The sequence below is a fragment of the Pseudomonas moorei genome (assembly GCF_008801475.1).
GTDB lineage: Bacteria > Pseudomonadota > Gammaproteobacteria > Pseudomonadales > Pseudomonadaceae > Aquipseudomonas > Aquipseudomonas moorei.
The window spans coordinates 257645-270251 of the sequence record NZ_VZPP01000004.1 but is presented as its reverse complement, the minus strand read 5'-3'; the positions used below and the strand labels follow the sequence as shown (position 1 = coordinate 270251).

Sequence of the window (12607 nt, the reverse complement as noted above, 5' to 3'; positions counted from 1 at the left end):
CACCCCGCACGCACCGCACCAATCCTGTGCGGCAAATGCCCCAACCCGATCGCCTCCGCTTCATTGCAAGGCGCTGTTGGCGCCTGTCACCAGCATAGTCTGTTGGTTGCGGCTTGTCGGTGAAGTGGTTTTTAGTCATGTGGTGCGCTCGGGGACGCCTTCGCTGGCAAGTCGGATCGCCGCACCGTAGCGCCTTGTATTCAACTTCCGATCCGCTCAAACGAAAACGGCCAACCCGAGGGTCAGCCGTTAGTGATGCTTGCTGCTGTTCATAAGCTTATGCGAGTCGCCCTCGTACCTCCTGTTTGACACCCCAGCCTTCAATGATGCCGCCCAATGGCTCGACCACAGCTTCGAAACCCTGTTCGAAATCGCCGATGTCATCGTAAGTGGCGTACATGACCTTGCTCAGTTCAAGTGCCCATGCGCCGTCATCGCGCACACTGATTTGCGCATTCAGGGATTCACCACGGTAATGACCTGCCGCCCTGCGTGCCCGCTCCTCGTCCGGGAAAATGGCGTAGAACTCGATGGGATGGAACCGTGAAAAGTCGAAACCGCCTTCTTTCATGCGGCGCAGAACGCTGCTGCTGATATCTTCTTGATAGGCTGTGCTCATGAAACGTCCTCCTCAAACTGATGGATAGACTTTCCGTACTCCCAGCGTGCGCAACCGAACGGTGCGAACGACGGCATCCGGTGTGCCGACGGGAAACAAGCATGGAGCTGACAAGACCAGACCTTAGCGATCCATTCGCTGATCTCGCTTGCAGATTAGCCCCAAGATAGAGCCGCTGCCAAGGCCTGGTTGAGAATGTGACAGGAGATATTCAGATTGGCGTGATGCCGAGGATTTGAATGCTGTTCTGGGCCCTGAGACTTTTGACAGTCGCATCGGCGGTTCGCCCTTCCAAATCGTTCAGATCCAGTTCGGCGGCGACGGGGAGCAACCGGGCCTTGATGAGTTTGGCCGCGTGTTCGTTATCCGGGCACTCGTCGCACTCAAAGACTTCGTCGACAGTTTCACCGTGATCATCCACGAAAGTGATTTTCCACTTTTGCATCAGTGCCTCCTCGATAAAACCCATGGATGGGCCTCTATCCATCTCGACCTTGATAGCTGGCTAATCGTTCCGCCAATCCACACGATCGATCTGCAGGAGCAAGCTTGCTCACTCCTGCATGAGTGCATCATCAGTCGTTGCTGGGCTTGTTCACCGCCTGCAATACGTATTGCGGCAAGGCAAAGGCGCCGATGTGGATTTCCGGATTGTAGTAGCGGGTGATGATGCCACTGCCGGCAAAACGCTGTTGCAGGGTTTCGCGGGACAATTTGCGATAAGCGGTATTGGTCGCGCCCCAGGCGAAGGTCATCGCCCCGCCGATGTAAGTCGGCACGGCGGCCTGATAGAAGTGCCAGTCCGGGAACAGGCTGCGCAGGCGACCGGCGGTGGTTTTGACTTCCTCGATCTGCATGAACGGCGTGCCGTTCTGCGTGACCAGGATGCCGCCTTCGTTCAGGCAGCGGTGACAGGCCTGATAGAAGTTTTCCGAAAACAGCACTTCGCCTGGCCCGATCGGGTCGGTGGAGTCGGAAATGATCACGTCGAACTTTTCAGTGGTGGTGGCGACGAAACGCATGCCATCGTCGATGACCAGGTTCAGGCGTGGATCGTCGAACGCGCCCTTGGAGTGATTCGGCAGGAACTCCTTGCACATGTCGACCACGGTACCGTCGATCTCGACCATGGTGATGTGCTCGACGCTGCGGTGCCTGGCCACTTCACGCAACATGCCGCCGTCACCACCACCGATGATCAACACGCGCTTGGCGGTGCCATGGGCGAGGATCGGCACGTGGGTGAGCATTTCGTGGTAGATGAATTCGTCGGCTTCGGTGGTCTGGATCACGCCGTCCAGCGCCATGACCCGGCCCATGCGCGGGTTCTCGAAAATCACCAGGTGCTGGTGTTCGGTGCGAACTTCGTACAGCAGTTTTTCCATGCGAAAGCGCTGGCCATAGCCTTCGTAGAGGGTTTCCAGGTAGTCGTTGGTCGGGGTGGTGCTCATGGGAAGCGCTCCGATGATTGCGGATGGCAACGGACGGTTACCCGCGCATGATGGCCAATCGATCGGCTCGATTGCCCGGGAAAGGCGCGCATTTTACGTCGCGGAAGATGACAGGTCGAACCTCACTCGATGGCTCGCCAGAATGCCCGCGCCAGGGTCGCCGCGGTGTGACTCACAGACCGCGGTGCCTGCATCGCGGGCAAGCCACGCTCCCACAGGGAAATGTGGCGCTCGTCAGAGCCGTACGTTTCCCCGTGGCCCGGCGATCGCCCAGATGATCAGCCCCAAAACCGGCAGCAACAGGATCAACAGCACCCAGAGGACTTTCATCCCGGTTTCGGCGCCACTTTTCAGTACGTTGATGATGGCCCAGATGTCCAGGGCAAGGATGATCAGGCCTACCAGGCTGTTGAACGTGGAACCCATGGTGACGCTCCTGAAGAGTGATTGGCCCTCTTAGGATAGCTGCCCAAGGCCAGGGTTCCGTTTTTATTGACAGCTTTGGCGTTTCAGACGTGGATGGCGACTTTCAAGGCTTCCAGGGACGGTGCAGCGGCGATTCCCACTTCGGCGCACAACTCAAGCACCCGAGGCACGTCGTTGCCATAGACCAGCACCACTTGCAGTTCGTCGTCGAGCAACTGGCTGAAGTTCATCAGCACATAGCCACCGTTTTCCTTGTTCAGGCTGCTCATTTGCACCTGGATGCGATTGAGCGCGGTCAGGACTTCAGTCTTGGCCAGTTGTTTGGGCTTGAGATTGAATTCGACACCCGGCCCGAAGGAGGCAACGATCTGCGCAAACAGGTCCATGTAGGTGTCGGCCTGGAACAGCACGGTCTCCGGCAGGCTGCCGACCACTACCCATTCGCCCAGCGGGATCGGGAAGGTGTCGTCGTAATTGATGTCAGGGTTGGCCGCCAGAAAAGCCTCTGGGTCCGCGTATGCCTGGGCCGCCTCGTCAGCGACCTTGAGGATTTCGTCATCGCCCATGCACCCGGAGCTGATTTTGCTGATGAGTTCGACGAGTGCGGCTTTCATGGGGGCAGATCCTGTAGCGAGGGAATTTTGAGGGCGCGAAGGATAACGCATTCAAGATGACAGTGTGGCGAGGGAACTGGCTCCCTCGCCACAGAAGTACAGCGTCAGCCCGGCAGTTTTTCCAGTTGCGCAACGGTATCAACCGCCCCCATGGTCCTGGCGGCCTCCAGCGCGGTGATGCCATTGGCGTCCTTGGCTTTCGGATCGGCACCCTTGCTGATCAGGTAGTCGACGATGGCGACGCGGTTGAACATCGCCGCCATCATCAGCGCGGTACGACCATCGAAAGACGAGCCTTCGACTTGCGCCCCACCTTCCACCAACGCCGTGACTACTGCCAGGTCACCCTTGAAGGCGGCACCGGCAATCGGGCTCTGGCCGTTGTCGTTGCGGATTTCCGGATCGGCCTTGTGTTCGAGCAAGACTTTTACCGTGTCCAGATGACCATGGTAAGCGGCGAGCATCAGCAAGGTGTCGCCCTTGTGATTGCGCAGGTTCGGCGGCAGGCCCTTGGTCAGCAGCGCAGCCATCATGGCCGCATCGCCCTCGCGTGCCTTGTTGAATACCTGCTCGGCAAATTCGGCCGCTTCTTCGGGGGTCATCTGGCGGCTTTTGTCGGACATTGAACGCTCCACTTTCAGTTATTCGCAAAGCCGACAGTTTCCCGAGCAGCCCCGGCACTGTCACTTCTTTTTTCTGAAACGGGGCCATAGGCACACTCAATATCGATATCGACCGCCGTGAATATCCTTTAGCACCTGCTCGGTCACCTGCACGTACGTTTCGGTTCCCGGCAGCCAGGCGTAGATCGGGTCAGCGCCGGTCCGGGTCGGGTCGAACGCTTCATCCTTGAGCCGGGTTTTCTGGTATTTGAACGTCCCGGTGGTCTCCATTTTCACTTTCACCCGCAGGAATAACGGCACGGCGTAGGCCGGCATCTGTTGCCGGGCAAAGGCCAGCAGTTCGGTGAAATCCAGGGTGGCCAGGGATTCGGCCGGCGTGATGGCGGCCATCCCGGCGCGACCATTGGTATCACGGACTTCCACGCCATAGGCCACGGCTTCGGAGATTTGCGGGTGTCGCAGGAGGATGTTCTCGACCTCGGTGGTCGAAACGTTTTCCCCCTTCCAGCGATAGGTATCGCCCAGTCGATCAACAAACTGCGCATGGCCAAACCCAATGTTGCGCAGCAGATCGCCCGTATTGAAGTAGCGGTCGCCTTTGACGAACACGTCGTGGAGCACGACTTTTTCAGTCTTTTGCGGATCGGTGTAACCGTCCAGCGGCGCCTTGTCGTCTATTTTGGCCAGCAACAAACCCTGCTCACCCTTGCCGACCTTGCGCATGAAGCCGTTGGCCTGGCGAATCGGCGCGCCGCTGTCGTGATCGTAAACCGCCAACTCCCAGGACATCAGGGAAAAACCGACGGTGTTGTCGAAATTCAGAATGTTGGTGAAACCGATGTTGCCGTCACTGGCGGCGTACAGCTCGCAAATGTGACGCACGCCGAAACGTGTCTTGAATTCGCCCCATGCGCCAGGGCGCAGGCCATTGCCGATCATTTTGGTGACAGCGTGCTTGCGGTCGTCGGCACTGCGCGGTTGATCGACCAGATAACGGCACAACTCGCCGACGTAACCGAGGGTGGTCGCGCGGTATTTGCGCACATCGTTCCAGAACTGACTGGCGCTGAACTTGCGGCGGATGGCGAATCCCGAGGCACCGCTGATGGCCGAGCCCCAGCACACACAAAGCCCGGTGGCGTGATAGAGCGGCAAGCTGCAATAGACGATATCGTCCGGGCGCATATCCAGCGCGATCATGCCGAAGCTCGCCGAGCTGCGCATCCAGCGCCCATGCTTGAACACCCCGGCCTTGGGCAGCCCGGTGGTGCCCGAGGTGTAGATATAGAAACAGGGGTCGTCGAAAAACACCTGCTGAGTGCTGACGGGGTTGTCGCCGGGGCTGTCGATGCTGGCGGTCATCAGGTTGATGAAACCCTCGGGAGCAATGCCAGGATGGCTGTAGGTATCCCGATCAGCGACAAACCAGGTACGAAGCCGCGCAATCGAAACCCGCTCGCGCACCGCCAAATACGCCGCGACCAATTCTTCGCCGACGACGATGGCCGCCGGCGCGACCAGATTCAGGCTATGCACCAGGGTATCGCGGGTCTGCGAGGTATTGAGCAAGGCGCTGATCGCACCGACCTTGGCCACCGCCAATATCGTCACCAGCAGCTCCGGACGGTTCTCGATGAATAACGCCACCACATCGCCCTTGCCGATGCCTTGGGCGATCAAGTGATGGGCGATGCGATTGGCCCACTCGTTGACCTGTGCATAAGTCAGCACCACCTCGCCGAACAGCAAGGCCGGGCCCTGGGGATTGCGCAAGGTGGCTTGTTCGAAACTCCAGCCCAGGCCACACGCTTGGGTCGGGTCCTTGACGTTAGCCACCTTCATCCCCTTCACCACCCGTGGAATGGCTTTGGCAATGGTCGGCAGCTTGCGGAGCATCATGCCCCAGGTGATCGTGTCGCTTGGCGTGCGGCTCATGATTGCTCCCGTTCTGTCTTCTTATTGTCGGGCGGCGTTGATTGAGCCCGAAAATACGTCAACGGTTCTTGAGCTGTACACGCGGTTTTTGAAATGTTTTGTATCCGCCACAGCGATGTTGGAAATCATGAGCATCTGCACGCGCAATGGTTCCATCGAATCGCCGACGACCACGCAAAATGCAGGATGCACGATGGCCATTCATGCAAATTGCACGGAAGAATAAATCAGTAAAAATCTTAACTTACTGATTTATATAGAATTTTAGTTAATTGGCGTACTGGCACAATCACTGCAACTACCTCCTCATGCTTGCCATTCCAGAGCTAACGGAGCCGAAAGACATGAGCCTGATCCAAGAAAAATTTTCGTCCTTGTTCTCCAACTTCGAAGTCACCACCCAGGCACGACCTGACGGCGGGATTCTGCTGACCCTGCGCGGTGGCGAAGACAAAGTGTTCAAGCGCTCGATTTCCTACCAGCAATTGCACAACGGCGATCAACTGTCGTGGGTCATCAGCGCGATTCGCCGAGACCTCGCCGAACAGGCCAGCGAATTGCCGCAAATCTCGATGCTCCAGAGCCAGCAGCGGTTTGCCTTGCCAACCTATCATTCGCTGTAAAGCCTGAAACAACTGTAGGAGCGAGCCTGCTCGCGATGGTCGTCAACGATGACGCGTGTGGTCTGGTTAACGGTCCATCGCCAGCAGGCTGGCTCCTACGGGTTATGTGTGGCCTGGAACGAAGCGGGATCGATCCGCGCAAAACTGTCCACCGTGACATGCCCCGCCAAAGCCCCGCCCTCACGGGCCAGTCCGCACGTGGCCATCCCCGCTGTGCGCGCCGCATTCAGCTCTTCGACGATGTCCGACAGAAACAGAACCTGCGAGGCTTGCACGCCAATGGCCTGGGTGATGCGGGTGTAGGACTGCGCTTCGCGCTTGGGTCCTGATGTGGTGTCGAAGTAGCCGCTGAACAGCGGCGTCAAATCCCCTGCCTCCGAGCAACCGAAAATCAGGCGCTGGGCCTGGATCGAGCCCGAGGAATACACAAACAGTTGATAACCATCCTGATGCCAGCGTTTCAGCGCTTCGACGGCGTCCGGGTACACATGACCTTTCAACTGACCAGCCTGATAACCCTGCGCCCACACCATCCCTTGCAAGGCCTTGAGCGGCGTGGCCTTGCGGTCTTCGGCAATCCAGCCCAGCAGAATCCCGATCACCCGCTCGACGTCGGCATCCGGCTCGTTGCTGTCGCGGCGCACGCTGGCCAGTTGTTCGGCGACGTCGTTGCGCCCGGCGTTCTGACGGACAAAATCGGGCAGGTGTTTCGCGGCATAGGGGAACAGCACGTCAAACACAAAACTCACCGCGCTGGTGGTGCCTTCGATGTCGGTGAGAATTGCTTTGATCGGCATCGTTTCAATCCTCAAGACGCGGGAAGCGGCCAGCGATGTCATCGCCGGTGAAATTGGCCACCCAGCCTTCCGGGTTGTTGAACAGGCGAATCGCGACGAAATGCGGATGCTCGCCCATGTCGAACCAGTGCCTGGTACCGGCGGGCACCGAGATCAGGTCGTTTTTTTCGCAGAGCACGGCGTAGACGTAATCGTCGATGTGCAGGGTGAACAAGCCACGGCCGGCGACGAAAAAGCGCACTTCATCCTCGGCATGACGGTGCTCATCAAGGAATTTGGCGCGCAATTCGGCTTTTTGCGGGTGATCGCTGCTCAGGCTGATTACGTCGACTGTGATGTAACCGCGCTCGGTCATCAGCCGGTCAATCTGCTCTTGATAAGCGGCGATCACTTCTTCCTGACTGGCGCCCGGCTGGATCTTCGCCGCCGCTTGCCAGCGATCAAACCGCACGCCCTGCTCGGCCAGGGTCGAGGCGATGTCTTCGAAATGGGTCAGCACCTTGTTTGGAATGTCAGGGCTTGAGACGTGGTAGACGGACAGGCTGCTCATCAGGCAACTCCTAAACGGTTCATGCTTTACGGTTAGAGAGCGAGCGGGTTTTCAACTCGCACTCGAACAAGAATTCAAAGGCCTCGATCTGCCGCAGGGCGTCGCTCATGCGCGCGCCCCAGGTGTAGAGACCATGGCCGCGAATCAGGTAGCCGACACAATCGGGATGAGCGTCGAGCCAAGGCTGCACCTTGGCGGCGAGGCGCGCAATGTCCTGATCGTTATCAAAAATCGGCACCCGCACCCGCGTCTCGTGGGTGGTCACGCCACTGAAGGCTTTTTGCAGTTCGTAATCTTCGAAATCGATGAAGTCTTCAGGCGTCAGGCGCGACAGCACCGTGGCGTTCACCGAATGAGTGTGCAACACCGCGCCGATCTCCGGGCGCCAGCTGTAGAGCTGAGTGTGCAGCAGGGTTTCGGCGGACGGCTTCTTGCCGGGCTCCAGACTGTTGCCGGACAGATCCGTGGCCAGCATATCGTCCAGGCCCAATTGGCCCTTGTGCTTGCCCGACACCGTCAACAGCACTTCGGTTGGCGACAGGCGGGTCGAATAATTGCTGCTGGTGGCGGGCGACCAGCCGCGGCCATACAGAAAACGTCCGGCGTCGATGATTTCCCGGGCGAGGTGTTCACGGGTAAGGCTCATGGCCTGTCCTCTTGCATGCACGTGGCAATGATAACGGCAGCCGCCAGGGCTGCGAGGCTGGCAATACTAAAGGTCAATGCGGCGCCCAGGACGTTCCAGCTGTAGCCGGAGTACAACGCGCCCAAGGCGCCGCCGGTCCCGGCCAACGCGGCGTACAACGCCTGGCCCTGGCCTTGTTGGCGCGCACCGAAGCTACGTTGCACGAATGAAATGGCAGCGGCGTGAAAGCTGCCGAATGTCGCCGCGTGCAGCACTTGGGCAAACAACAATACCCAGAGAAACTCGGCCAGCGACCCCAGCAACAACCATCGCAACGCCGCCAGCAGAAAACTCGCCAGCAGCACCCGGCGCAACGAGAAGCGCGCAAGGATTCTGCTCATGGCCATGAACATCAGCACCTCGGCCACCACACCGACAGCCCAGAGCATGCCGATCACCCCGCGGCTGTAACCCAATCGCTCGAGGTGCAAGGTCAGAAACGTGTAGTACGGACCATGGCTCATCTGCATCAGCGCCACGCACGCGTAAAAAGCCAGCACGCCGGGGCTGCGCAGCTGCTTGAGGAATCCCTCCCCCACTACCCGGTGGCCCGGCGCCGGTTGCGCGTTCGGCACCCACAGGCTGCTGAGCACGATCCCGGCCATGATCAGCACCAGCGCCGCCGGGTAGATGTCCAGACTCAGCCATTCGAACAACCGGCCCAGCGCGACCACGGTGATGATGAAACCGATGGAGCCCCACAGGCGAATCTGGCTGTAGCGCGACGTCTGGCCCTGCAGATGTGCGAGGGTGATGACCTCGAATTGCGGCAACACGGCGTGCCAGAAGAACGCATGCAAGGCCATGACCATCGCCAGCCAGGCGTAGGTCTTGCTGACGAAAATCAGCGAAAAGGTCAGCAGCGTGCAGACCGCGCCGAATCGCACGATGGCCAGTCGCCGGCCGGTGTAATCCCCCAGCCAGCCCCAGATGTTCGGCGCCACGCATCGCATCAGCATCGGGATCGCCACCAGCTCGCCGATGCGCGCAGCGGAAAACCCCAGGTGATCGAAGTACAGCGCCAGGAACGGCGCCGTCGAACCGAGCAAGGCGAAATAGAACAGATAGAAACTGGAAAGCCGCCAGTACGGCAGCGCCGCCGCAGCCATCAGACTGCAGCGGCTATCAGGTCAGCCATTAAAGCTGACCCAGCACCGGGGTGCTCACGCGCACATCGGCGTTCTGCCCACGGTGACGCAGCAGGTGATCCATCAACACGATGGCCATCATCGCTTCGGCAATCGGCGTGGCGCGAATGCCGACGCACGGGTCGTGACGGCCCTTGGTGATAACGTCCACCGGGTTGCCATGGATGTCGATCGAACGGCCCGGCGTGGTGATGCTGGATGTTGGCTTCAGGGCCAGGTGCGCGACGATCGGCTGGCCGGAAGAGATGCCACCGAGAATGCCGCCAGCGTTGTTGCTGAGGAAACCTTGCGGGGTCATTTCATCGCGATGCTCGGTGCCACGCTGGGCGACGCTGGCGAAACCGGCGCCGATTTCCACGCCCTTGACCGCATTGATGCTCATCAGCGCATGGGCCAGTTCCGCGTCGAGGCGATCGAAAATCGGCTCGCCGAGGCCCGGCATCACGCCTTCGGCGACCACGGTGATCTTGGCGCCGACCGAATCCTGGTCGCGGCGCAACTGGTCCATATAGGCTTCCAGCTCCGGCACTTTGTCCGGGTCCGGGCTGAAGAAAGCGTTCTGCTCGACCGAGTCCCAGGTCTTGAACGGGATTTCGATCGGACCGAGCTGGCTCATGTAGCCGCGAATGACGATGCCCTGGGTCGCCAGGTATTTTTTCGCGATCGCGCCAGCGGCAACGCGCATGGCGGTTTCACGGGCCGAACTGCGGCCACCGCCACGGTAATCGCGCTCGCCGTATTTATGGTGGTAGGTGTAGTCGGCGTGGGCCGGGCGGAACAGGTCCTTGATCGCCGAGTAGTCCTTGGACTTCTGGTCGGTGTTGCGGATCAGCAGACCGATCGAGCAACCGGTGGTACGACCTTCGAACACGCCGGAGAGGATTTCGACTTCGTCGGCTTCCTGGCGCTGGGTGGTGTGGCGACTGGTGCCAGGCTTGCGCCGGTCGAGATCGCGCTGCAGATCTTCCAGCGAAATCTCAAGGCCCGGCGGGCAGCCATCGACAATGGCGACCAACGCCGGACCATGGCTTTCGCCAGCGGTGGTGACAGTGAACAGCTTGCCGTAGGTATTGCCGGACATGCAGGACGCTCCGTGAAATGAACCTGAATACGTAATGCGCGCCAGTATACGCAGGCTACCCAAGTAGTTCATCCTCGAACCTTCCGGGTGCCGGCGAGTCCAAACGGCATCTTCGTTCATGATGGCGTGATGATGCTGCGAGTTCTAGCCTTGAGCCTTACCCTGTTTACCGGTTTCGTCCAGGCCTCCGTCCTGCAAAGGCCGATCACGCTGGATACCGGCAACGGCGAGCTTTTCGGCTCGCTGTTGCTGCCCAAGTCCGACACCCCTGTGCCAGTTGTCCTGATCATTTCCGGCTCCGGCCCAACCGATCGTGACGGCAACAACCCCGACGGCGGGCGCAACGACAGCCTGAAACGCTTGGCCTGGGTGCTGGCCAAACACAACATCGCCAGTGTGCGTTACGACAAACGCGGCGTTGCGGCGAGCCTGGCGGCGACCCCCGATGAACGCAATCTGACGCTGGAGGCCTATGTTTCCGATGCTGAAGCCTGGGGCCAGAAGCTCAAGGCCGATCCACGCTTCGGCCAGCTGATTTTGCTGGGGCACAGCGAGGGCGCCTTGATCGCCAGCCTCGCGGCACCGAGTGTCGATGCGGCCGCGGTGATTTCCTTGTCCGGCAGCGCGCGGCCGATCGATCAAGTGGTGCGCCAACAACTGAGCAATCACCTGCCACCTCCACTGATGCTGCGCAGTAACGAACTGCTCGACAGCCTCAAGGCCGGGAAGACCGACGACAACGTGCCACCGCCCTTGCAGGCAATATTTCGCCCGAGCGTGCAGCCGTACCTGATTTCGCTGTTCCGCCAGGACCCTGCGGCGGCGTTCGCGAAGTTGAAAATGCCGGCGCTGATCATCCAGGGCAGCAACGATATCCAGGTCGGCGTCAATGACGCCAGAATGCTCAAGGCCGCCAAACCGGACGCCGAACTGGCAGTGATCGAAGGCATGAACCACGTCATGCGCATCGTGCCCAACGACGTGAAACGGCAATTGGCTTCCTATAAGGATCCGCAATTGCCCCTGGCGGCAGAACTGGGCACTCGAATCCTCGGGTTTATTGACGGACTTCGCGCCAGTTGAGCGCTTTAGGCGACAACGTGGCGTGAAAACCGGTCGAGAACGTCCCCTGGCCCTCCAGTCCTGAAAAAAACGGCCGATAAGCCTTTGTCGCCAGCGCACTGGCTGGCGACAAGCAGAGCTTGGACAGGATCTCGCCGTTATGACTGATACCCAGACTTCACCCGACACCACCGCTGAACAAGACACACCGCCAGTGGTCGAGCTGCCTTGGGCGGACGTCCGCGTCGAGCACCACAAGATGCTCCGTCTGGCGCCGTTGCAGACCGACCGCAATACCGGCGGGCGCCCCCTGCGCTTTGTCGAGTTCGGTTATGCCGAGCGCAACGACAAGCAGCGCAGCCTGATGCGCATGAACATCACCCTGCCCGGTCAACGCGTGCGCAAGGAACAGAATCAGCTCGACGTGTGGGTCGACCACAGCGAAAAGCGTGTGCATTTCGGGCCCGACAGCGGCCTGCAAATCGAACCGCTGAACCGCGGTATCGGTCGTTTCATGGCGGCCCAGGGCATTACCTGGGCGAAGAAGAGATGGCCCGGCTACACCGTCGACGGCACTGACCTGAACAACAAGGACGCGCTGAACGAAGACACCCGCCTGCGTCGCGACCACTTTTTGCGAGTACACGGTTTCGACGTGGTTTACGCCGACGCCCAACATTTGAAGGGCAGCGTGAAGGCAGTCCAGGTCGGCGACCTGTCGGGTGACTGGAACACGGAAAAATTGCAGGTCGTGGAAATTCTCGAGGCGGCGCAAATGCTCCAGCAAGCCGAGCACAACCTGGCCGAGCAGGAAGTCAAACTCAAGAAACACGAAGAAAAAGTCAGCAAGTACAAACGCGAAGACGCCGGGCTGCGCTTCACCATCACCTGCCTGGTGGCGTTTGCGGTGTTTCAGGCGGGCTTGTTGATCTGGATTGCGACGCACCGTTGATGGTCTGAGACCACGGCGCCCCTTGTAGGAGCGAGCTTGCT

Annotated in this window: 15 protein-coding genes and 1 pseudogene; 4 read left to right on the top strand and 12 right to left on the bottom strand. The window is 59.7% G+C overall.

The window, feature by feature from the left end; genetic code table 11:
• Positions 1-277 precede the first annotated feature (277 nt).
• The 7 genes from F7R06_RS09085 to F7R06_RS09055 form a co-directional block, all read right to left on the bottom strand.
• Complete coding sequence (locus F7R06_RS09085) at positions 278-619, bottom strand: ribonuclease E inhibitor RraB (protein WP_060541568.1); 342 nt, start codon at positions 617-619, stop codon at positions 278-280.
• A 211-nt stretch (positions 620-830) separates the two neighbouring features.
• Complete coding sequence (locus F7R06_RS09080; protein ID WP_090327478.1) at positions 831-1064, bottom strand: hypothetical protein; 234 nt, start codon at positions 1062-1064, stop codon at positions 831-833.
• A gap of 130 nt (positions 1065-1194) precedes the next feature.
• Entirely contained in the window at positions 1195-2070 is an 876-nt protein-coding gene (gene speE, locus F7R06_RS09075; RefSeq protein WP_090324018.1) for a polyamine aminopropyltransferase, read from the bottom strand.
• 234 nt (positions 2071-2304) lie between these two features.
• Positions 2305-2496, bottom strand: a complete 192-nt coding sequence (locus tag F7R06_RS09070; RefSeq protein WP_090324020.1) for a PLDc N-terminal domain-containing protein — start codon at positions 2494-2496, stop codon at positions 2305-2307.
• Positions 2497-2579: 83 nt separating this feature from the next.
• A complete protein-coding gene (locus tag F7R06_RS09065; RefSeq protein ID WP_090324022.1) occupies positions 2580-3110 on the bottom strand; it encodes a hypothetical protein in 531 nt (176 codons plus the stop codon).
• Positions 3111-3214: 104 nt separating this feature from the next.
• Entirely contained in the window at positions 3215-3733 is a 519-nt protein-coding gene (locus tag F7R06_RS09060) for an ankyrin repeat domain-containing protein (RefSeq protein ID WP_090324024.1), read from the bottom strand.
• 96 nt (positions 3734-3829) lie between these two features.
• Positions 3830-5668, bottom strand: coding sequence for a long-chain-acyl-CoA synthetase (locus F7R06_RS09055; protein ID WP_090324026.1), 1839 nt, complete (start codon positions 5666-5668; stop codon positions 3830-3832).
• Between F7R06_RS09055 and F7R06_RS09050 the strand changes: the two genes are divergently transcribed.
• Both F7R06_RS09050 and F7R06_RS09045 read left to right on the top strand, forming a co-directional pair.
• The gene (locus tag F7R06_RS09050; RefSeq protein WP_139204809.1) at positions 5631-5894 is read left to right on the top strand and encodes a hypothetical protein; all 264 of its coding nucleotides are present in this window, start codon (positions 5631-5633) and stop codon (positions 5892-5894) included. The two genes, F7R06_RS09055 and F7R06_RS09050, sit on opposite strands and share 38 nt — an antisense overlap.
• A gap of 118 nt (positions 5895-6012) precedes the next feature.
• Positions 6013-6291, top strand: coding sequence for a DUF3509 domain-containing protein (locus F7R06_RS09045; RefSeq protein WP_090324029.1), 279 nt, complete (start codon positions 6013-6015; stop codon positions 6289-6291).
• A 95-nt stretch (positions 6292-6386) separates the two neighbouring features.
• On the opposite strand, the gene mtnC is transcribed toward F7R06_RS09045, so the two are convergent.
• The 5 genes from mtnC to aroC are packed head-to-tail and all read right to left on the bottom strand — an operon-like array spanning position 6387 to position 10552.
• A complete protein-coding gene (gene mtnC, locus F7R06_RS09040; protein WP_090324031.1) occupies positions 6387-7088 on the bottom strand; it encodes an acireductone synthase in 702 nt (233 codons plus the stop codon).
• Between the two features lie 4 nt (positions 7089-7092).
• Positions 7093-7638 (bottom strand): 1,2-dihydroxy-3-keto-5-methylthiopentene dioxygenase, encoded by a 546-nt coding sequence (locus F7R06_RS09035; protein WP_090324032.1) that lies wholly within the window; start codon positions 7636-7638, stop codon positions 7093-7095.
• A gap of 19 nt (positions 7639-7657) precedes the next feature.
• Complete coding sequence (locus F7R06_RS09030) at positions 7658-8284, bottom strand: methylthioribulose 1-phosphate dehydratase (RefSeq protein WP_090324033.1); 627 nt, start codon at positions 8282-8284, stop codon at positions 7658-7660.
• Positions 8281-9432 (bottom strand): MFS transporter, encoded by a 1152-nt coding sequence (locus F7R06_RS09025; RefSeq protein ID WP_090324035.1) that lies wholly within the window; start codon positions 9430-9432, stop codon positions 8281-8283. The genes F7R06_RS09030 and F7R06_RS09025 overlap by 4 nt, the downstream gene beginning before the upstream one ends.
• Before the next feature lie 28 nt (positions 9433-9460).
• On the bottom strand, positions 9461-10552 hold the full coding sequence (aroC, locus tag F7R06_RS09020; RefSeq protein WP_090324037.1) for a chorismate synthase: 1092 nt from the start codon (positions 10550-10552) through the stop codon (positions 9461-9463).
• 86 nt (positions 10553-10638) lie between these two features.
• Here aroC and F7R06_RS09015 point away from each other — a divergent pair.
• Positions 10639-11635 (top strand): annotated as a pseudogene (locus F7R06_RS09015) (alpha/beta hydrolase); the annotation flags it as partial.
• Between the two features lie 139 nt (positions 11636-11774).
• Positions 11775-12566: a hypothetical protein gene (locus tag F7R06_RS09010; protein ID WP_090324041.1), complete on the top strand. Its 792-nt coding sequence runs from the start codon at positions 11775-11777 to the stop codon at positions 12564-12566.
• Positions 12567-12607: the final 41 nt, after the last annotated feature.

What these genes read in the sequence shown, in the direction of transcription:
- F7R06_RS09055 (WP_090324026.1), bottom strand. Translation starts at nt 5,668, where the DNA reads ATGAGCCGCACGCCAAGCGACACGATCACCTGGGGCATGATGCTCCGC.
- F7R06_RS09065 (WP_090324022.1), bottom strand. Translation starts at nt 3,110, where the DNA reads ATGAAAGCCGCACTCGTCGAACTCATCAGCAAAATCAGCTCCGGGTGC.
- F7R06_RS09060 (WP_090324024.1), bottom strand. Translation starts at nt 3,733, where the DNA reads ATGTCCGACAAAAGCCGCCAGATGACCCCCGAAGAAGCGGCCGAATTT.
- F7R06_RS09030 (WP_090324033.1), bottom strand. Translation starts at nt 8,284, where the DNA reads ATGAGCCTTACCCGTGAACACCTCGCCCGGGAAATCATCGACGCCGGA.
- speE (WP_090324018.1), bottom strand. Translation starts at nt 2,070, where the DNA reads ATGAGCACCACCCCGACCAACGACTACCTGGAAACCCTCTACGAAGGC.
- aroC (WP_090324037.1), bottom strand. Translation starts at nt 10,552, where the DNA reads ATGTCCGGCAATACCTACGGCAAGCTGTTCACTGTCACCACCGCTGGC.
- F7R06_RS09070 (WP_090324020.1), bottom strand. Translation starts at nt 2,496, where the DNA reads ATGGGTTCCACGTTCAACAGCCTGGTAGGCCTGATCATCCTTGCCCTG.
- mtnC (WP_090324031.1), bottom strand. Translation starts at nt 7,088, where the DNA reads ATGCCGATCAAAGCAATTCTCACCGACATCGAAGGCACCACCAGCGCG.
- F7R06_RS09045 (WP_090324029.1), top strand. Translation starts at nt 6,013, where the DNA reads ATGAGCCTGATCCAAGAAAAATTTTCGTCCTTGTTCTCCAACTTCGAA.
- F7R06_RS09010 (WP_090324041.1), top strand. Translation starts at nt 11,775, where the DNA reads ATGACTGATACCCAGACTTCACCCGACACCACCGCTGAACAAGACACA.
- F7R06_RS09050 (WP_139204809.1), top strand. Translation starts at nt 5,631, where the DNA reads ATGCCCCAGGTGATCGTGTCGCTTGGCGTGCGGCTCATGATTGCTCCC.
- F7R06_RS09085 (WP_060541568.1), bottom strand. Translation starts at nt 619, where the DNA reads ATGAGCACAGCCTATCAAGAAGATATCAGCAGCAGCGTTCTGCGCCGC.
- F7R06_RS09035 (WP_090324032.1), bottom strand. Translation starts at nt 7,638, where the DNA reads ATGAGCAGCCTGTCCGTCTACCACGTCTCAAGCCCTGACATTCCAAAC.
- F7R06_RS09080 (WP_090327478.1), bottom strand. Translation starts at nt 1,064, where the DNA reads ATGCAAAAGTGGAAAATCACTTTCGTGGATGATCACGGTGAAACTGTC.
- F7R06_RS09025 (WP_090324035.1), bottom strand. Translation starts at nt 9,432, where the DNA reads ATGGCTGCGGCGGCGCTGCCGTACTGGCGGCTTTCCAGTTTCTATCTG.